The 19,403-nt window shown below is 36.3% G+C and carries 18 protein-coding genes; 6 read left to right on the top strand and 12 right to left on the bottom strand.

Translation table 11 applies throughout. From position 1 onward, the window contains the following. Nucleotides 1–122: 122 nt before the first annotated feature. The 10 genes from CUN60_RS11705 to CUN60_RS11660 all read right to left on the bottom strand — a co-directional run bounded on the left by CUN60_RS11705 (nt 123) and on the right by CUN60_RS11660 (nt 12,211). Entirely contained in the window at nt 123–2,582 is a 2,460-nt protein-coding gene (locus tag CUN60_RS11705) for a hypothetical protein (RefSeq protein ID WP_102952217.1), read from the bottom strand. A gap of 220 nt (nt 2,583–2,802) precedes the next feature. Then, a complete protein-coding gene (locus CUN60_RS11700) occupies nt 2,803–3,732 on the bottom strand; it encodes a LysR family transcriptional regulator (RefSeq protein ID WP_102952216.1) in 930 nt (309 codons plus the stop codon). 2 nt (nt 3,733–3,734) lie between these two features. After that, a complete protein-coding gene (locus CUN60_RS11695; protein WP_102952215.1) occupies nt 3,735–4,622 on the bottom strand; it encodes a LysR family transcriptional regulator in 888 nt (295 codons plus the stop codon). Nucleotides 4,623–4,921: 299 nt separating this feature from the next. Continuing rightward, nucleotides 4,922–6,754 (bottom strand): ribonuclease catalytic domain-containing protein, encoded by a 1,833-nt coding sequence (locus tag CUN60_RS11690; protein ID WP_102952214.1) that lies wholly within the window; start codon nt 6,752–6,754, stop codon nt 4,922–4,924. Further along, nucleotides 6,751–8,274 (bottom strand): ubiquinone biosynthesis regulatory protein kinase UbiB, encoded by a 1,524-nt coding sequence (gene ubiB / locus CUN60_RS11685; RefSeq protein ID WP_102952213.1) that lies wholly within the window; start codon nt 8,272–8,274, stop codon nt 6,751–6,753. The genes CUN60_RS11690 and ubiB overlap by 4 nt, the downstream gene beginning before the upstream one ends. After that, nucleotides 8,271–8,843: an SCP2 sterol-binding domain-containing protein gene (locus tag CUN60_RS11680; RefSeq protein WP_102952212.1), complete on the bottom strand. Its 573-nt coding sequence runs from the start codon at nt 8,841–8,843 to the stop codon at nt 8,271–8,273. The genes ubiB and CUN60_RS11680 overlap by 4 nt, the downstream gene beginning before the upstream one ends. A gap of 19 nt (nt 8,844–8,862) precedes the next feature. Continuing rightward, a complete protein-coding gene (ubiE, locus tag CUN60_RS11675) occupies nt 8,863–9,606 on the bottom strand; it encodes a bifunctional demethylmenaquinone methyltransferase/2-methoxy-6-polyprenyl-1,4-benzoquinol methylase UbiE (RefSeq protein ID WP_102952211.1) in 744 nt (247 codons plus the stop codon). Next, nucleotides 9,599–10,624, bottom strand: a complete 1,026-nt coding sequence (gene queA, locus CUN60_RS11670) for a tRNA preQ1(34) S-adenosylmethionine ribosyltransferase-isomerase QueA (RefSeq protein WP_102952210.1) — start codon at nt 10,622–10,624, stop codon at nt 9,599–9,601. The genes ubiE and queA overlap by 8 nt, the downstream gene beginning before the upstream one ends. A gap of 8 nt (nt 10,625–10,632) precedes the next feature. Beyond that, nucleotides 10,633–11,553: a cell division protein FtsX gene (locus CUN60_RS11665; RefSeq protein ID WP_102952209.1), complete on the bottom strand. Its 921-nt coding sequence runs from the start codon at nt 11,551–11,553 to the stop codon at nt 10,633–10,635. 1 nt (nt 11,554) lies between these two features. Beyond that, on the bottom strand, nt 11,555–12,211 hold the full coding sequence (locus tag CUN60_RS11660; RefSeq protein WP_102952487.1) for a cell division ATP-binding protein FtsE: 657 nt from the start codon (nt 12,209–12,211) through the stop codon (nt 11,555–11,557). Nucleotides 12,212–12,554: 343 nt separating this feature from the next. Between CUN60_RS11660 and CUN60_RS11655 the strand changes: the two genes are divergently transcribed. Then, nucleotides 12,555–12,995, top strand: coding sequence for a porin family protein (locus CUN60_RS11655; RefSeq protein ID WP_102952208.1), 441 nt, complete (start codon nt 12,555–12,557; stop codon nt 12,993–12,995). Continuing rightward, nucleotides 12,935–13,951 carry a hypothetical protein gene (locus CUN60_RS11650; protein ID WP_102952207.1) on the top strand — a complete coding sequence of 339 codons (1,017 nt, stop codon included), beginning with the start codon at nt 12,935–12,937 and terminating at the stop codon, nt 13,949–13,951. The genes CUN60_RS11655 and CUN60_RS11650 overlap by 61 nt, the downstream gene beginning before the upstream one ends. Before the next feature lie 53 nt (nt 13,952–14,004). Here CUN60_RS11650 and CUN60_RS11645 read toward each other — a convergent pair whose 3' ends face one another. Both CUN60_RS11645 and CUN60_RS11640 read right to left on the bottom strand, forming a co-directional pair. Further along, nucleotides 14,005–15,135 (bottom strand): M14 family metallopeptidase, encoded by a 1,131-nt coding sequence (locus CUN60_RS11645; RefSeq protein ID WP_102952206.1) that lies wholly within the window; start codon nt 15,133–15,135, stop codon nt 14,005–14,007. After that, the gene (locus CUN60_RS11640) at nt 15,132–15,575 is read right to left on the bottom strand and encodes a Fur family transcriptional regulator (RefSeq protein WP_102952205.1); all 444 of its coding nucleotides are present in this window, start codon (nt 15,573–15,575) and stop codon (nt 15,132–15,134) included. The genes CUN60_RS11645 and CUN60_RS11640 overlap by 4 nt, the downstream gene beginning before the upstream one ends. A gap of 187 nt (nt 15,576–15,762) precedes the next feature. On the opposite strand from CUN60_RS11640, the gene zigA reads away from it, so the two are divergent. The 4 genes from zigA (at nt 15,763) to CUN60_RS11620 (ending at nt 19,367) form a co-directional block, all read left to right on the top strand. Beyond that, on the top strand, nt 15,763–16,959 hold the full coding sequence (zigA, locus tag CUN60_RS11635) for a zinc metallochaperone GTPase ZigA (protein WP_102952204.1): 1,197 nt from the start codon (nt 15,763–15,765) through the stop codon (nt 16,957–16,959). Between the two features lie 66 nt (nt 16,960–17,025). Next, on the top strand, nt 17,026–17,883 hold the full coding sequence (locus tag CUN60_RS11630) for a metal ABC transporter solute-binding protein, Zn/Mn family (RefSeq protein WP_158649412.1): 858 nt from the start codon (nt 17,026–17,028) through the stop codon (nt 17,881–17,883). A gap of 7 nt (nt 17,884–17,890) precedes the next feature. After that, nucleotides 17,891–18,583, top strand: a complete 693-nt coding sequence (locus CUN60_RS11625) for a metal ABC transporter ATP-binding protein (protein ID WP_102952202.1) — start codon at nt 17,891–17,893, stop codon at nt 18,581–18,583. Beyond that, the gene (locus CUN60_RS11620; protein WP_102952201.1) at nt 18,570–19,367 is read left to right on the top strand and encodes a metal ABC transporter permease; all 798 of its coding nucleotides are present in this window, start codon (nt 18,570–18,572) and stop codon (nt 19,365–19,367) included. Before CUN60_RS11625 ends, CUN60_RS11620 begins: the two co-directional genes overlap by 14 nt. The last annotated feature ends 36 nt before the right edge of the window (nt 19,368–19,403 follow it).

The raw sequence follows: 19,403 nt of genomic DNA, 5'->3' as shown, positions 1-19,403 counted from the left end.
CTATAACCTTACTTCGGGATATAGCTTATTATAGTAACTAGCAGATTGTCTGAATGTAAGATCCAATACTGCATTATTATGAAATGCGGCTTTTTATGGATCACACTCTTTATAACCTGTAGTTAATCGGTGGTATTGATTTCAAAATGGTTATTTCCTTTATCTGACACACATGTTTTGAGATTTTTACCAAACTTGGTGCTGTAGCTATGGCAAAAACCATTCTCCATTTTTAGATTGAATGATGGAGTATCATCTTGTCCAGCTTTGTTAATATCTTGCATACCGTATGAATATTTAAATCCTACTACTTTCTCTTTATTATAAAAAACATCAGTAGAATTAGGTGCAAGATTATGACTTCCTGAAGATATACTACTAATTTTTGGCGAGTAATAAAAATAGTTATAACTCGACGATTCGTTTTGTGAGAAACGGAAACTGGTGGTTATTGTATATTTTTGCCAACTAACAATCTTAGGATCTCTTGTAATATTAATATTAGTATTCCCACGCTCACCACTAATTACGACAAAAGTACCATCGGGATAAGCAAGCGTCCGATCATCAAGTTGTTTACAAATGAAAGTTGGACAAAACAATCTAAATCCCCAAGCCCATTCATCACGCCACCTTGCATCACAGCCAAAATTATTGCACTCAGATTTCAGGATACTAGTATTTCCCCAGGCACCATACTTCACTCCAAAGGCATACTGTGTATTTGCTGGAACGTTACCCCCACTTACCGCATATATTGCATACCTTGGTTCGACATCTCCCTGTTTGCTAACGTTTGTTTCATAGTTAGGACGATTCATTCGAATATGGTTGCCATTTATCACTTCCATTGGGCGATTCCATTCGTAAAGATTAGCATTCCCTTCTTCATACAAGCGTACCAGATGCTGATAATTTAACTCTGAATACACAGGGATATCATTGAATGCTTTCGAATTATAAAACCTAGACTTGCGCCAGTGTATAACATCACTATTCCACTTAGCCCCATCTTTACCCCACCAAGTACGAAACTCTGTATGATCAACATGCTCTAGGCGAACTATTCCATCATAACTATTATCTACAGCATTTTGTGGAATAAATATAGCTTGATCATTAATAACGTGAACTTTACTATTTTGATAGTTTTGGAATGGAAGACTAAATACTGCGGCAGTAGGCCAATTTGAGCGCGAATTTCCGCCATAAGTTCCAACAAGTGTAGTTCCATCATAGGATGTAATAGTCAACCCAGCCAATGATGATAATTTTGTAGGATCTAAGCGACCCTCGCTACTAAATCTCGAATAATCATCAAACCTTAAGCCCGTTGGTCCATAGACATCTTTTAAACTATTCTTATCAATTGGAAGTTTATTTAGTAATAATTGTATTTTTTTTGCGTAAAACTCACGGACTATTGCAGCATTCTGTTGTATAGTATTTTGAGGTGATACTCCATCAATTTTAATCGAAATGTGTCCGGCATAAATATTCGCATATTGAAAATCTTTACTGATTAAAGTAGCTCCAAGTGTATCAATCTGCTGCATACTTGCAATAGCAGCAAGAATATCGGTGTAGCATTTTATATATTCTGCGTTATAAAAGCTATTTAGCGCAATATAATTGACTTTTGCATTATCACGACTGGTTTCATGCATTAAAGAATCAAGAACCGATTTTATATTTGTTAGATTATCACCATTTTTACCCAAAATATTGCCTAAGGCGAGTTCAGCAGCATTCCGATCCTTTTGAAAAAAATCCATTATCGTAGTTAACCGTTCAGTCTTCTGATGAGCTTTCATATATTCAATTAGACTATTATTAGATGATTTTAATGTGTAGCCAACCTGCTGAGATAATTGATTAATAATTCCCAGATCACTATTAAGCCCTTTAATCTTATCCTGAAATCTGTCTTTATTGTATTGAGTATAAAAATTTATTAATTTATCCTCAAGGATTTTTACTTGAGTACCAACTTGACTAATCAAATCAATTGCGAGGAGTAACTGCTTATTCGTTGTATTTAAATCAATACTTCCTCCGCTATTTTTCGGGAAAATTAATTCTATTACACCACCAGCAAAATCACTGACTGGTTTTAATTGTGGGAAAATCGCAGCAATAATTTTAAAGCTTGCACCAACACGCTGAGATATTTCTTTATAATCACCAAGGTTACTACCATCAATACTAATTCGTGATGCTTCAGGCGTAGCTAAATTGCTAAGATTTAGATTATTTAAATTTAGATTGATATTATAAATATCGTCACCCGGAAGATTCGCAAATTTTTCAATTGGTGCACTACCGATCTTCTTGCCGTTATTAGCCGCATAGATATTAATTTCATAAACCCCAGGAGCTAATGAGACTCCTGCCATGGTAATGTCACAATATGAAAGATTCGCACAGTTTTGTGTGGCTGATTTTATTCCGCTAATAGTAGGGATCTCAGCTCTAATAACCGTATAGTTATTAAGTTGTGTAGAAGGAACACTTATTATAGTATTGGCTGCATAGCTATTTAAAGCTAGACAGGTTAATAGACTAATCAGCTTGGCTTTCATATATATCCCTTTTTTAATTAAACTTAAAATTGCTAATAACTAGCATAAAGTATTATCCTCTAACTTAAACTATCATGTAAATGAACATTTGTGTATAACAACGATTCATTTTTGAAAATCATATAAGAATTACTTATTCTAAAAATATTTATAATCCTCAAAAATACAGCTATACTTTTTCTCTATATAAAGGCTTTTTTATTAGCTAAATAATAGATCATTAAAGAGGTTCAGTTAAAGGGTTCATCTTATTATGTAATGATTCATTAAATACCTTGATGATAAACTCAGCAAATGTTTGCTCAAGCTTACTGGTAACTCCTGCTTTACGCACCAGAAAACACGGAATTTCAAAAAAACTGTAGTCTGGCAATATTTCAACTAATTCGCCGCGAGCTACTTCATTAGTCACAACAGCATCCCAAGCGCCGGTGATAAACTCACCGTGTTTAGCAACAATTGCTGCATGTGAAGTAGTATCCATATATAGCCTACTGGTATAAGAGATTATTTTCTCCTCGCCTGTTTTTAGGTTTTCCGCCTTATAGTTATTATTTTCTTCGCCAGCAAAACCAAGTGAGCCAATACAACGGTGGGTTAATAATTCATCTAGGTTGGTAGGTGCGCCATATTTCTTTATATATTCTGGGCTTGCATATGGTTTAAACTTGAATTTACTAAGAATGGTTACGGTATGTGTTGCTGACTCTGGTAAAGACGAGCTAATTGCAATATCATAATGCTGTTTTACTAGATGAATTGCCTGCGTTGTAAATGTTACATGTAGCCTAGCTCTAGGGTGTTCATTTAAGAAGTCTTGGAGTTTTGGTAAGATAATATCTCTTGCTCCTTCGGTAGTCAATGCTAAACGGATAGTTCCTTGCAGCTCATCCTGTAATTCTTCACAAACCAGCCGCCATGATGACTCCAGATTAGTTGCTGGTTTTTTAAATTGTTCATATAGCATTTGCCCGTCATGAGTAACTTCAAGATGGCGTTGATTGCGGTTAAGTAGTGTAACACCTAAATTCTCTTCAAGGCTTTGGATGCGGCGGCTCACTGTTGCCTGACTGGAATTTAGTAATTTTGCCAATTGACTAAAACTACCAACCTCAACTAGTTTGATAAAAAGAATAATATCATCAAACATGGTTACACTCCAAGACTTTTAAAAATAAAATCGGTAAACAGATTCTCAAGCTTTGACGGAGTATTATTATGCCGAATAAAGTAGCATGACATTTCACCAAATAGATAATCTTCCAGTACCGGAATTATAGAGCCATTTTCAAGTTCAGTTTTCATCAGTTCATCCCAACCACCAATAATAAAATTGCCCGTTTTGGCCAGCTGGATTCCATGCAGCAGATTATTTATATAAACCGATGCCTGATGGTTAATTATGGTTTCTTTACCGGTTTTTACATTTGTAAGCGGATAGCTTACACGTAAATGACCATCTAGGCTCATTAGCCCAATTACATTATGATTATTTAGATCTTCCGGTTTTTTTAATTTTCCGTGGCTTTTAATATACTCTGGTGTAGTATAAAGCTTAAACTGAAATTTTTTAAGTAGCTTAACTTTACTATTTTGGGAGGTTGGTAGAATAGTACTAATTGCAAGATTATAGTCATCTTTCATTAGATCAATTGGATTACTGGTATAGGATACTATTAGTTGTACTTGTGGATATGATTGATTAAATTTGCTTAATAGCGGTGTTATCAATTCATAGGATAGTGCTGCTGGAATAGCAATTTTTAGTGTCCCACGAATAACATCCTTGTTTTCTTTAAAGTCGCTAAGTGTGGTATTAAAGTCTTTTACTGATTCAACCATCTTCTCATAAACGAGTTTACCTTTGTCGGTTAATTCAAAGGTACGACTATTTCTTTTTATCAGGTTAACCCCTAGTTCCTGTTCAAGACTTTGCAGCCTTCTGGTTATGGTTGCCTGACTGGTTTTTAATAGTATTGCCGCTTTACTATAATTTGCAATTTCAGCAACTTTAATAAATATATGTAAATCATCATACATGGTGGTAAATTCCGTATCTGTATTGATATGATTATATCACTTAGATGCAAAATATTTGTAATATTGTGTTGTAGATTGACTGAATATTGTTTGATTTTTTTGTTTTATGTTGCTATTAATCCAGAAGGGGGATATTTAGTTGGATATCATTCTCGATATTACCAAAGTGGGGTACAGTAGTAATACGTTAAATAGAGAGAAATAAGCAGAAATCTAGTTTAAGTAAAGACTATTTTAGCTAATATTCTTTATGAGCGAGTAAGGTTAAATCAGTGACTCATATTTTATTTCGATATAATCTAGTTTATTATTCGGTAATTAAATGTCTGATTTATCAAATTAATATCACTGATAGCTAGTTTAATAACTGTACCCGCTGGTTGCATAGTTGTCAGATGGCTAATATCAAGCTGGATAGGCACACCATCAAGCTGAACATTGCATTTAAAGGTAAATGTTGCATTGACCTGAGTAATATTTTCTTGTAAGAAATAACGTAATGACCAATAATGTTCCATACTATCCTGGAATTTCAGATAAGCAGAATACACATCATCAAAATTCTCAACGATATTAGCTACCGCATAATCAGTCGCAGCTAATGGTTTTGTTTTGGTTAGTAAACTGATTATTTGTGATTGATTGACAATATCTGCTGCACGCCTTAGTGGCGAAGTTGCCCAAGTATAATAATCAACATTAAGCCCAGTATGTGAATTAGGCGTAAGAGTCATTACTACCGGTTCTCGTGGCTGTTTAACCCGATAAATTGCCGGAATAAAGGCGTTAGTAAGCATGCGACCCCACGTACAATTAGCTAGTATCATTAATTCACTAACCAGTTTATCAATCGGATTACCGCGTAACCGTGGCTTGATAATTACCTGGCCATCATCACTAAAGCTAAAATTATAATCAACCATTAGCTGATTAACACTTGGGCGTCCGCGTTTTTCTTCTAGGGCTAAAGCAAATTTATGTAGTAGCTTTAACTCTGATTCATACGGGTAGCCATGATCAATTGAAAGATTTTCGGTATTGAAATATTGTTCCAATGTTTCTGTACGAAGATTATCACTAACTTTTACTAGTTCAAGTTTGCTTTCATGTGAAACAACTATCATTTGGTTATCAATTGTGAAGTAAATACTCACAACTGGTAATTCCTTACCTTGATCAAGACTATAATGAGAGATAATCTGCTCGGGTAGCATGGTTATTTTATGTCCCGGATAATACACAGTTGAAATGCGGCTACTTGCGATTGTTAGTAATTCCTTATTTAGTGAAGGAGCCGAGATATGAATCCCGATTTTCCAGCCATCATTAATTTTTTCCACAGAGAAAGCATCATCGATTTCGGTAGTATTACTATCATCAATTGAAAACACTTTGATTGTATTATTAAATGGAATATCTTCGCTATGGTCATTAATAGTTATGTTAGCTAATTCTGTTCCTTGTGGGAAATAATGACGAATAAAATTAGTAGTCATTAATTCTTCAATTGATTTTATATAACCAAGTTCAAATAATAACTCTGCTAACGTAAGCTTTAATTCTTTGGCAGCCTTACTGCTCGCCTTGAATTCAATTGAGTTCTTATCCGGTTTATTAAGTAAGCTAAGTGGATCAATCTGCCAATCGGGCTGTTCTTTATTGATGAGTTTATTATAAATGCGGTCAAATTTTTCCTGATATTCTTTTTGCTTGGCAATTTGGAGCTTATGCTGGTTTATTTCTTCTTGATTACAACGTTTTAGTTTTTTTTCTTTTGGGTTATAAACGAAGTAGATCTCAGGAGAGGTTAGTGCAATAAAGAGTGCTATCTTATGTGCCAAAGAGCTGTCACTAAAATATAATTCAGCTAAACTTTCATAATTCCATAGCTGATTATCACTACTTAATTCCCAGAGTAATTCTTGATCAATCTCCTGGCTCAAAGTAGAGACTGATGTAATTAATTTTTCTGGATTTGAAGAGCTAAAACTATCGACCAGATTATCAAATTTAATCTTTTTTTGCTGTTTGTTCGCAGCAAGCAATTCAATTGATACGCTTTTTTTGTCCTGACTAAGCAGTCTTACAATTTTATAGCTATTGTCGTCGTAAATTAGAGCTAAATCGGTCATAGTTTGATACACAGTACTAGAATTAATATGATTATTACAAGAATCAGTAATTGATTTTGTCGCTGATTATTTTTTAATAGTTTTTCATAACGCAAATTCATATCACTAGACTCTTGCAGTTTAAGCAAGGTATTGGCAAAGTTACGCGGTAGGGTAGGCAAAGTATATGACCAGTGCGGTAATTCTTCTTTAAGGTTTTTGATTACTCCCTTGATACCCATTTGCTCGCGGAGCCATTTATTTAGAATTGGTTTGGCAGTTTGCCAAAGATCTAATTCGGGATTAAGTAATCGACCTAAGCCTTCTACATTAACAATGGTTTTTTGTAGTAGGATTAATTGTGGCTGGACTATAATTCCGAAGCGCCGGGAAACCTGAAACAATTTGATCAGTACTTGGGCAAAAGATATTTGCGCTAGTGGTTTATTAAAAATTGGTTCACAAACTGCGCGAATTGCATTTTCAAATTGTTCGATTGGCGTATCTTTGGGTGCCCAGCCTGATTCAACATGAGTTAATGCAACTTTTTTGTAATCACGATTGAAAAATGCCAGAATATTGATTGCGAGATAGCGTTTATCTTCTTCTGATAAACAGCCAACGATGCCAAAATCAAGTGCGATATAACGTCCATCTGCTGCGCAAAGGATGTTTCCCGGATGCATATCGGCATGGAAAAAACCGAAATGAAATACCTGCGTATAGAAGATCTCTACGCCATAATGCGAGAGTTTGACTAGATCAATATTTTGTTCCCGAAGCTTAGCTATTTCTGAGATTGGAATACCATTTTTCCATTCCATCACAATAACATCTTTGGTGCAGTAATCGTAATATATCTCAGGAATTACTATTCGATGATCACCTTTATGTAGCCTTGCTAACTCGGTACAATTAGCAGCTTCCTGAGATAAATCTAGCTCACCATAAATGGTTGTTTCAAACTCTTCAACAACAGCAAGTGGACGTAAGCGCTTGCCATCACTAAACATTTTCTCAACTATTTTGGCAATTATTTTTAGGAGGCGAATATCTTTACGGATTATTTTACCAATACCCGGACGTAAAACCTTAATTGCAACTTCTTTGCCATTTTCAAGTAGTTTACCCCGATGGACTTGTGCTATTGAAGCGGATGCAACTGGATCATCAGTAAATGAACTAAAAACCTTCTGAATCGGATGCTTTAATGCCGACTCAATAATTTCCCGAGAAAGTTTTGAACTAAATGGGCGAACTTGGCTTTGCAGTTTAGCTAATTCTTCCATGTATTCAGCAGGAATTAAATCTGGACGGGTTGATAGTAATTGACCGAATTTGACAAAAACTGGTCCAAGCTTTTCAAAGGCTAGTTTTACTCTTTTGGGTAATGGTTCATTGGCTAATTTAGCTGGAATAAACCAGAGCAGTAAGTCAATTAGTATAGCAAATCTGGTAATTCGTTCATTAAGCCGTAGGATCTGGAATAAGCCATAGCGTTTAAATGTAATGATTATCTTTAAAAGACGAAGTAATGTCATATATTTCTTAATCTGGCAATTCGTTTATTTAATAGTTCATAGCGGGAATTTAATTCATCAACCTGATTGCAGAAGTCTTCTATTTCATAATGTCCAACTAAATCTTGACTTTCGTATTGCAGATATTGACTACTTGAATATAATCCATTACTAATAAGGAGTTTGAGATAGTCAATTACCATTATGACTAATTTTTCCAGTTTACGCGTAATTATTCCCAGAATCATATTATCATGTTGATATAATAAATCTTCCGGATGAAGCTGGCTTAATAGTTGCAAAAATTCCTGCCCGATTTTAAGTTCGCCTTCAATCTGGATCTGTTTCATAGTCTTTAGCTGATCAGGATTAATCAGATGAGTTGAAGCACTAAGTGGAATATTTATTCGCACATTTGGTTCAGTGTTTTCGGTTTCAGTAATAAAGTTACCAGTTATTTCAAATCGGAATTTTGCGCCAATGAGGATAAGTTCAATAGTTTTCCCTGTAAGCTTGGCCATTTTATCAGCTAGTCCGACATTTGCACGGAGTAGGCGATTTATAATAAGGATAAATAACTGATTTTTCATGATTCTAGCTATTTCATGGTTAGGCTTTATAGCCTTTATGTAATGCTGTCACACCAAAGGTAAGATTATGATATTTTACTTTATCAAATCCTGCTTCAAGCATCATCTCTTTCAAGGTTTCCTGATCGGGATGCATCCGGATTGACTCTGCTAAATACTGGTAACTATCAGCATCTTTGGCGATGACCTTACCCATTAATGGTAGAAGCTTAAATGAATAAATATCATAAATTTTATCGAGTGGTTTATGAACTTTGGAAAATTCCAGCACCATCAATACGCCACCTGGTTTTAGTACCCGATACATTTCTTTTAGAGCAATATCCTTATGGGTCATATTCCGGAGTCCGAATGAAACGCAAACCCCATTAAAGTAATTATCTGGGAATGGCAGCTTTTCCGCATCACATAGGCATTGTGGAGTTAGAATTCCTTCATCAAGCAAGCGATCACGCCCAACCTTTAGCATTGATGAGTTAATATCGGTATGCCAGACTTCGCCACTATCGCCAACGATTTTTTTAAATCCTTTGGTCATATCACCAGTACCACCAGCAATATCGAGAATTTTATCTCCCGGTTTTATTTCTGAGGTAAATAATGTGAATCTCTTCCAAATTCGGTGTAATCCAAACGACATAACATCATTCATAATATCATAGTTTTTGGCAACTGAATGAAAGACATCCGCAACCAGACTTGCCTTTTTATCTTCAGTAACTGTTTTAAAACCAAAGTGAGTTTGTTGCTTATCATCATTCATGGTTACTCTCCTTTCGAGTCAATAGCATGGCATCACCATAGCTAAAGAATCGATATTTATTTTCTATTGCATATTGATATGCATTTTTAATTTCATTTATTCCGGCAAATGCCATTACTAGCATTAGTAAGGTTGATTTAGGTAAATGGAAATTGGTGATTAATTTATCTACTATTTCAAATTTAAAGCCGGGAGTTATAAAAATATCAGTTTCACCACTTTGAGCTACTAAGCCGCGTTTGGCTACTGTTTCGAGGGTGCGCATACTGGTAGTTCCAACAGCAACTATTTTCCCGCCTTTTTTTTTGGTGTGAATAATTTTATCAATTGTTTCCTGACTGATATTAAAGATCTCACTATGCATCTTATGTTCTGAAATATTCTCTACACTAACGGGTTTGAATGTCCCAGAACCTACATGTAGGGTTACATAGGCGATTTTTGTCCCCTGTGCTTCAAGTTTATCGAGAATTTCTTTGCTAAAGTGAAGCCCCGCCGTAGGCGCAGCAACTGAGCCTTCATCCTTAGCATATACTGTTTGATAGCGTTCTTCGTCGGATAATTCTGCCTGACGCTGCATATATGGTGGCAATGGCAGATTTCCATGTTTATCGAAATAGTCTATCCAGTTTACTGGGATTTTGCTACTTACCTTAAATAATCCACCAAGAATTTCAGTGATTTCAACTTCTAGTTCAGGTAGGGTTATCTGCATACCTAGTTTAATTGATTTACTAGTGCGTACGTGGGCAATTAATGAGTAATCATCAACTATTCGTTCCAGCATAACTTCAACTTTGCCACCACTTGGCTTATGCCCAAATAATCTAGCTTTAATCACCCGAGTATTATTTAAAACCAGTAAATCTCCGGGAGAAATATATTTGCTTATGTCTTTGAATTGTTGGTCAAGCAATTTGTCGCTAACTATTAATAGGCGACTATCATGGCGCTCTTTTAATGGCGCAGTTGCGATCAGTTGTTCTGGTAAATAATAATCAAAATCAGAAAGTTTCATTTTGTGGCTTAAATATGATAAGTATTACGAAATACCCAACGAACAGCAATAAATACAGTAAATATTGTAAAAATAGTTAAAACTAGCCATATTACGAGCATTTGTAACCAAGGTAACGGTAGGATTTGGATACCATTACCAAATAATGGCTGCATTGTAGATAATAGTTGATTTAAATATTTATTGAGAAAGTGAACCCCCAGTGCGGCAATACTGGTTGCAAGTGTTACTTGCCATACTGCATAGTGAATTAACGGGCGCATAATGAAGCTATCGCTGGCACCAATTAACCTAGAGACGCTAATGGCATCGACTTTAAGTAACATTTGTAAGCGAATAATATTGTATACTACCAGTGCTACCAGAACTATGCAAATTAGCTGAATCGCCTGCACAATAATTGAAGAAAATCTTACCAGATGGCTGATCTTTTGGGCATAATTTAAGTCAACGTGCGAATTATCTACTTTTGGTAGTTGTCCAAGCTGAATATTTATCCGTTCTATATCTTGGCTGTTATTGGTAGCTGTTTCAACAATAAATACATCTGGTAACGGGTTGGCATTTTCTTCAAGTGTATCAGATGCTATTTCTTTTAGGTTCTTATCTTCTTGTAGTTCGACAAGAGCCTGTTCCTTACTGATAAACTTGTAGTTGCTAATTAAAGAATGATCAAATTTATGTAATTCTTTTTCGATCTTGGCAATATCTTTGCTATTGGCCGATCTGTCTAGATAAATTGTAATTTGTGGGTGTAGAATATTTTTTTGTTGCCAGTGGCTCAGGTTGTTTCCAATAATTATAGCTATTAGGCAAATTGCGATAATTACAGTTAGTGCCATAATATTGATAAAGTGTTCAACTGGTTTGGTTAAGATATTATACCAAGCATTATTAAAACTTCGTAAGTGTTGTGCTAGTAATTTCATGCTAACCCCGGAATTGACCGTTATTCAGATAAAGTATCCTTTTTCCATAATCGCTTAAAAGTGTTTCATCGTGAGCAGAAATTATAATCGTCACTCCTGCCTTGTGAAATGCCTTGAATAATTCTAGGATTTTTAATGCATTTTCCCGGTCAAGATTTGCGGTTGGCTCGTCAGCTAGTAATATTTTAGGTTTGTGTACAACTGCTCTTGCAATACACAGGCGCTGCTGTTCTCCTCCGGATAGTTCTTGTGGATGAGTTTTGATTTTATGTTCTAGTCCAACCGCATGAAGGGCGCTAGTGACCCGTTCAATGGTTTCTTCTTTATTATATAGTCCGGTTATATCAAGACCCAGTCGCACATTGTCAAATACATTGCGATCAAATAATATCTTGTGATCCTGAAAAACGATTCCTACATGCTGGCGAATAAATGTTCGCTGGTTTTGGCTGATTTGGGCTAGGTCAATACCGTTAATAATAGTACTGCCCATGCTGGCAATTTCTATCCCGGCTATGAGTTTAAGGATGGTTGATTTGCCAGCACCGGAGTGTCCTGCCAAAAAAACCAGCTCACCTTTATTTATGCTAAAACTAATATTATTAAGAGCATTGTTTGACGTACCATAGCTTTTAGTTACCTGATTAAATTGAATAATTGGGGTTTCTGGTGTCACCTTAGTGCCTTATAAAGGTCTTATATATATAGTCTCGGTTATAAAAATTATTGTAATAAGTTGAATATTATACCATTTACTAGTTTTGGTCTGGCTGGTTAAATTGCTATTTGCCTATTTACGTATAAAAAAATTGCATAAATGCAACATAAAAATACCGTGAATTGAAAGAAAAACTAAAAAAGAATCAATTTTCGAAGCTGGGCGGATTAGTTAATATTTGTTATATGCTAAAGTAATGGTATATCATCAAGGGTAATTTTTCTATTCCCTGAGTAATTTTTGAGGAAAATCCTCCATTTATGCTTTGTGGAAGGGGCATGTAATGAATAAAAAAATTCTTGCGCTTATTTGTGCCAGCATTAGCTGTGGAAGCTATGCCGATGTGACGTTGTATGGTCGTGTATCTGCTGCTTTGGAAAATGATACTTTTCCTAGTGCTAATCAGGTTCAGCCTGGCGGTACATCAGTACAGGATTATGGTTCGTATTTTGGTATTCGGGGTACAGATAATGTATATGGACAAACAGCGGCAATCTGGCAGGTAGAGCAATTTTTAAATATTACGACTGGTGAAGCCTATCAAAATACTACAGGCTCAGGCTGGGTACCAAATCATCCAGGTAATACTACATATTATGGACAGCCAACTTCTGGTGTCAATGTTCTGGCTTCATCGGATTCTTATATTGGTTTGCAGGGGGCATGGGGCGTGTTCGTATTGGTAACCTTTCTAATACATTCCGTACTAATACTGGTGCCGTAGATATCTATAATGGTGCTAATGCCAACGTATTTGGTACCTATGATCGTATGCTTGCAGTATTACCTAATAACGTTAAATATGATTCTCCGGCATGGGGCGATGTTTCTTTTTCTGCTTATTATAGCTTCAATCTAGATGGAAACTTTAATACTGGTGGTGCCAATGGGAATGGTATGGATGCTGCTGGTGACATGAATGGAGCAAATAATGCCGGGATTTATGGTTTTGGTATTTTCTATACCCCTGGTAATGTTTCTCTGACTTGGAATAATCAAATTTATCAAAATACAGGTATTTATCAAACCATGGGTGGAAGTCAGCCTGGTGGGGTAGGTACTGGTGCTAATGGTGGGTTTTTATATACGGCGAATCAGGGTATTAATGCGTATGTTAGCCGTCTGGAGCTACAGTATGATGATCCTGATAGCTGGTTTGCTGGTGTTGGTGGGCAGATTACACAGGGTCTTGGTTATTTCTCGGTACCAGGAAATGGTAATATGAATAATTACTGGATCCAGAATCCTTCAGCTAATGGTGTAAATAGCCAATATATAAATTCAGCAAATTGTGCCAATGGCTATTGCCCACTAAATCAAGCAGTGTTATCGACAGCTGAGATTGGTGTGAGTTTTGGTTGGCATATTGATAACTGGACACCAAAAATTGGTTATGTGTATGGTAGCAATCTGATGGCTGGTGGATCACCGTGGGATATTATTTCTGGAAATAATCAGCTTGGTGGCACTGGCTACCAACAGGCAATTGCTGAGCTTGACTGGAATATTACTCCGCGCACAATTGCATTTGTCAACTATGGTCAAATCTGGTGGGGCAATGCTGCACAAAATACTATTATGTCGGATGGAACTAACCCTGGTGCAAATGCAATTGCTCAGTCGGGTTCCAAATGGATTAATAATGGAACTGCGGCAGTTGGATTTTCACATACTTTCTAGAGTCTGTTTTCATAGCAAAGCCACCAAAAATTGGTGGCTTTTTATTTGATTAATTAACTTTTATTTTTGACTATTATCTGATAAATGACACTAAGAAGATCACGCCCAAGTAGGCTTGAGCGATAACCATTCCAGCCATATTCAATATCTGGTAGGTTGGCATTATCCTTAAATGGCATTTCTAATGTGAATGACAGACAGTCAAACTGGTTTCCAATCCAACTGGTTGCAATGGTTGGCGTTTCGACATTAAAATGACCCTTTTCGTAGCCATATTTGGTTTGGTAATCTGGGTTGATTAATTGATAAATTTCTTCAAATTTCTTCTCTAGTGTTTTTTGTTTGTTACTATAGCTTAAATTATCAGCACAGCCAGCGGTAAAGATATATGGTAGCGCTTCATCGCCATGAATATCAAAACTCATGCTAACACCTGTTGCAAGCATTTTATTTCGAACATGAAATACTTCCGGAGATTTCTCAAGACTTGGGGTTAGCCATTCGCGATTTAAGTTAGTTCCGCTAGTATTAGTCCGTAAATTACCATTATAAGCTCCATCTGGGTTCATATTTGGTACTAGATAGAATACTGAATCTTGTAATAGGCTATTACTGATCGCATCCTGATTATCAAGAAGGCGATGAATCAATCCTTCCATAAACCATTCTGCCATAGTTTCGCCCGGATGTTGTCTCGCGATAATCCAGATTTTATTTTTAGCCTCTGCTTCGCCGATAACAAGTAAATCAATATTACGTCCTTCTGCAGTTTGCCCAAGGATTTCGTGAGAAACAGTATGGTGTGAATTGGCAAAGCCAATCAATTCTAAGTGGCGGTTATATGAATATGGCTCAAAATATGCAAAATAAATTGAGTTTGCTTCGGGAGTGATGCTAAATTTTAGCGTGTTGTTATTAAACTGTGATTGAATTCTAAACCAGTTCTGGTTATCATAACTAGCACAGACATTATAGTTTTCCCAGCCACCCGGATATGCTGTTTTATCTAAGTCTTCAAGGTTGATTGTCAGTTCTTGATGTTTTACATTATTTAGCTGGAAATAAAACCATTGAGCAAAATGCGAGTTGGTGTCGTTTCTTATTCCAAAATGTAAGTTTTTGGGGTTGCTAACATCTTTTACTATGATGCTCCCAGCATCAAAGCGGGTATTTACATTTATCATAAAGTTCCTTTCATTTGACATTTGGCGCATAACCCAGTTATCTCAAGCGGGTTTGCGAGGTTGAAATTATAGGTTTTACTGATTTCTAGTAGAGCTTCAGTTATCTTTGAGTTGTGTATTTCGGTTTGGTTTCCACACTCTTGGCAGACAAGAATTTGGCAGTGATGGTCATGTTTGCAATAAAGGTGGTTACATAATTTGTAGGTATGATTAAAAGCCACTTTATGAATTAGCCCGTTCTGTATCAAGATTTCTAATGCACGATGAATTGTCATCCGGTTTGCTTTAGGATTTAATTTTTGTAGCTCATGGAGTATCTCATTTGCTGTTAGTGGTGAAGCTATTTCGGTAATTATTTTGATGATCAGGGACTGCTGGTTTGTTAGCAGTATGCTGTTTGCTACACAATAGGCTGTTATTTTTTCAATTTTAAGCTGCATACTGAAATTATAAGTTGGTTATTAATACTATATTATAAAACTAATTATTGTTTGTCGAGGTTTATTTTAGTTTAGTGATGTAGTTTTTTATTATGGTATAATGTTACAGTGTAACATTAATGGGTGTCGATAGATTATGTCTAAAGATTATAAATGATGTTACTTTGTAACAGAAAGGTGTATAATTATGAGAAAATTACCTGTGACTGTGTTGTCAGGGTTTCTGGGTGCTGGTAAGACTACTCTTTTGAGTAATATTTTAAATAATCGCGAAGGCTTGAAAGTAGCGGTTATTGTTAATGATATGTCAGAAGTCAATATTGATGCTGCGATTATTGAAAAGGGTGATGCCAAATTATCCAAAACCGATGAAAAACTAGTTGAAATGTCAAATGGCTGTATCTGTTGTACTTTGCGTGATGATTTGCTAGTAGAGGTTGAGAAATTAGCCAATAGTAACAAGTTTGATTATCTATTAATTGAGTCAACTGGTATATCTGAGCCGCTTCCGGTTGCTGCAACTTTTGCTTTCCGTGATGAGAATGGTAAGTCGCTTTCTGATGTTGCCAGTCTTGATACTATGGTGACAGTTGTTAATGCTGAAACTTTACTTAAAGATTATAGTTCAGATACGTTTCTCAAAGATATTGGCGAAAGTCTTGGCGAGGATGATGAACGAAGTCTAGTGAATTTACTGGTTGACCAGATTGAATTTGCGAATGTAATTATTGTCAATAAGGCTTCCCTTGTCGATAAAGATGAGTTGCAGCAAATTATTTCGGTTATAAAAGGACTTAATCCGACCGCAAAATTACATATTACTGATTATGCGCAGGTGGAATTAAAAGAGATTCTAAATACGGGATTATTTGATTATGATGAAGCTAGTCGCTCACCTTTATGGGTTAAAGAGCTAAATGGTGAGCATGTCCCGGAAACAGAAGCGTATGGAATTAGTGGTTTTGTTTATAAAGCGAGAAAGCCATTTCATCCTAAGCGATTTTATGAGTTCCTTGAAAGTGATTGGGGGAGTGTAATCCGAGCAAAAGGATATTTCTGGCTAGCGACGCGTAATGATTGGGTTGGTCAAATTGCCCAAGCGGGGATGGCAGTACAGCATGAGGCTGTTGGCATGTGGTGGGCAAGCTGTCCGGCAGAAGAGCTTGATGAAGAAGCGTTAATTGAAATGCAGAAAGATTGGGATCCACGCTGGGGCGATCGTCGTCAGGAAATGGTTTTTATCGGTATTGGGATTGATAAAGAGAATTTAATCTCAAAACTAAATGACTGTTTACTTACTGATGCTGAAATGAATCGGGGGGTTGATGCTTGGCTCAAATTTGAAGACCCATTTCCACGCTGGGCATTCGTTGATGAAGAATAGGCTTAACTAATTTAGTTTAAGATGTATCAGGGTTATTCTAAAAATAATTTTATAAAGGTGTTAAGTATGAAAAAATTTGGTTTAATTACATTATTATCAATTCTTGGTGCTAGTTCTTTTGCTGCTGGGATAAATATTGTTGCTGCTGAGAATTTTTATGGTGAATTAGCAACTGAAATTGGCGGGAAGCAGGTGAATGTGCAGAGTATTATCAGTAATCCTGATGCAGATCCACATTTATTTACAACTTCTCCTTCGACAAGTAAGGCTCTTGGGCAAGCACAAATCATAATCTATAATGGTGCTGATTATGATAGCTGGATTAATCAAATGATAGCTGGCGTTGATAAGAAAAAGGTGATTATAATTAATGTAGCTGATTTGGTTGGGGTGAAATCAGGTCAAAATCCACATCTATGGTATAAGCCTGATACGTTCCCGAAATTAGCCAAGGTATTAGCAGATAAAATTGCTACACTCAATCCAGCAGCTGCATCTGAGGTTAATCAGAATTTGGCGACCTTTATCAAAGGGCACGATACGGTAGTTAAGATGATAGATACTACTAAATCAAAATATGCTGGAACTCCAGTTACTGCGACAGAACCGGTTTATGGTTATATGGCAGATGCAATGGGTTTAAAAATGGAAGGACTTGATTTTCAATGGAAAGTCATGAATGATACTGAACCTACCCCTAAAATGATTGCTGATTATCAAAGTAGGTTAACCAACAAGCAGGTTAAAGTATTATTCTATAATAGTCAAGTTTCCGATTCAATCACTAAAAATATGCAAGATTTGGCGAAGAAAAATAATATCCCGGTTGTTGGTGTGACTGAGACTATGCCTGCTAATACTACTATTAATAAATGGCTAACTAGCGAAGTAGAAAATACTAACCAGGCTTTAGCTAAGAAGTAACCATAAGATGATAATTTGTAAAAATCTTGAATTGGGCTATGCCTCGGGAAGCTTAACACCTGCTTTTAATCTTGAGATCGATGATAATCAGTGGATTGGGATTATTGGCAAAAATGGTGCGGGGAAGTCAACCTTTCTAAAAACAATTCTTGGCGTTATCCCGGTGATAAAAGGTGAATTAACTATCTTGGGGCAGAAGCTAGGTGAATGTAATAAATTGATTTCGTATATCCCGCAGGAGCGCGAAATTAATCTTGCGGATAAGATGAGTGGCGTGAGTCTGATAACTTCAAGCTACTGTGGCTCAAAATATGGCTTACCCTGGGTTAGTAAAAAATTAAAATCTAGAGTAGATGAGTTGATTGATCTAGTTGGTGCTAATAGTTATGCACATCAACCATTTACAACTTTATCCGGTGGGCAGAAAAAAAGGATTTATCTAGCACAAGCATTGATAAATCAGCCTCAGCTACTATTACTTGATGAGCCTTTGGCTGATCTTGATCCGCATGCTAAGCAGCATTTTATTGAAGCCTTGCAAAAAATTCATCAGCATCAACGGCTGGGCTTAATGATAATTTCACATGATATGCATGAAATAGCTAGTCATCTGGATGCGTTTGTTCATTTTAGCGGTACTGGTGTACACTACTGCCCAACTATAGAATGTGTAAAAGAGGATACTTATGTGGGCATATAGTTTTATGCAAAACGCGCTATTTGGCGGTATTATTGTTGCTACAGTATGCGGGATTGTTAGCGTTTTTGTTATTTTAAGGCGGATGGGGTTTGCTGCTCATGCGCTTGGACATATGAGTTTGACCGGTGCATCAGCCGCAGCATTACTTGGCATGTCTTCAATTCTGGGGCAATTAGTACTAAATGGTTTAGCTGCTATTGTTATGGGTTTAATGGGGGATAAGGTTAAGAAAAACGATCTGGCAATTGGAGTAGTTTTGACATTTGTCCTTGGGCTTGGAGCCTATTTTCTTTTTCTTTTCCAAAATAACTACGCTGGTAGCGTTATGGCGATACTTTTTGGCAACATTTTTGCGGTATCTAATACCCAAATCTGGCAGCTTCTTGGTTTAGCTTCTGTTATTCTCATGATTATGCTCGTGATTAGTCGTCCATTAATCTTTGCCTCCATAGACCCGGTCGTTGCAGAATCAAAAAATGTTTCCGTAAAGCTATTATCCGTAGTGTTTTTCTTGGTGCTGGCAATTACTGTATCTATGGCGTGCCAAGTAGTTGGTGCGTTACTGGTATTTGTATTATTAATAATCCCGGGCGCTATCGGGATTCAGTGGGGCGAATCAATTTACCGTATTGTAGCAATTAGTGTTGGGGTTGCGAATGCTGCACTGATACTTGCACTTTATGTTTCATATCATTTTGATTTGCCAGCTAGCTTTTGTATTACCATGTTATTATGTTGTGGCTATTTTATTGGTGTAGTAAAGGCTTTTATAAAAAGAGGGTAGCAATATTATGCTACCCTGTAAATTAAATAATTTTTA

Source organism: Aquella oligotrophica (genome assembly GCF_002892535.1).
In the GTDB taxonomy this organism is placed as follows: domain Bacteria; phylum Pseudomonadota; class Gammaproteobacteria; order Burkholderiales; family UBA11063; genus Aquella; species Aquella oligotrophica.
The sequence above is the reverse complement of the archived record's forward strand: the minus strand, read 5'-3'. Positions and strand labels throughout refer to the sequence as shown.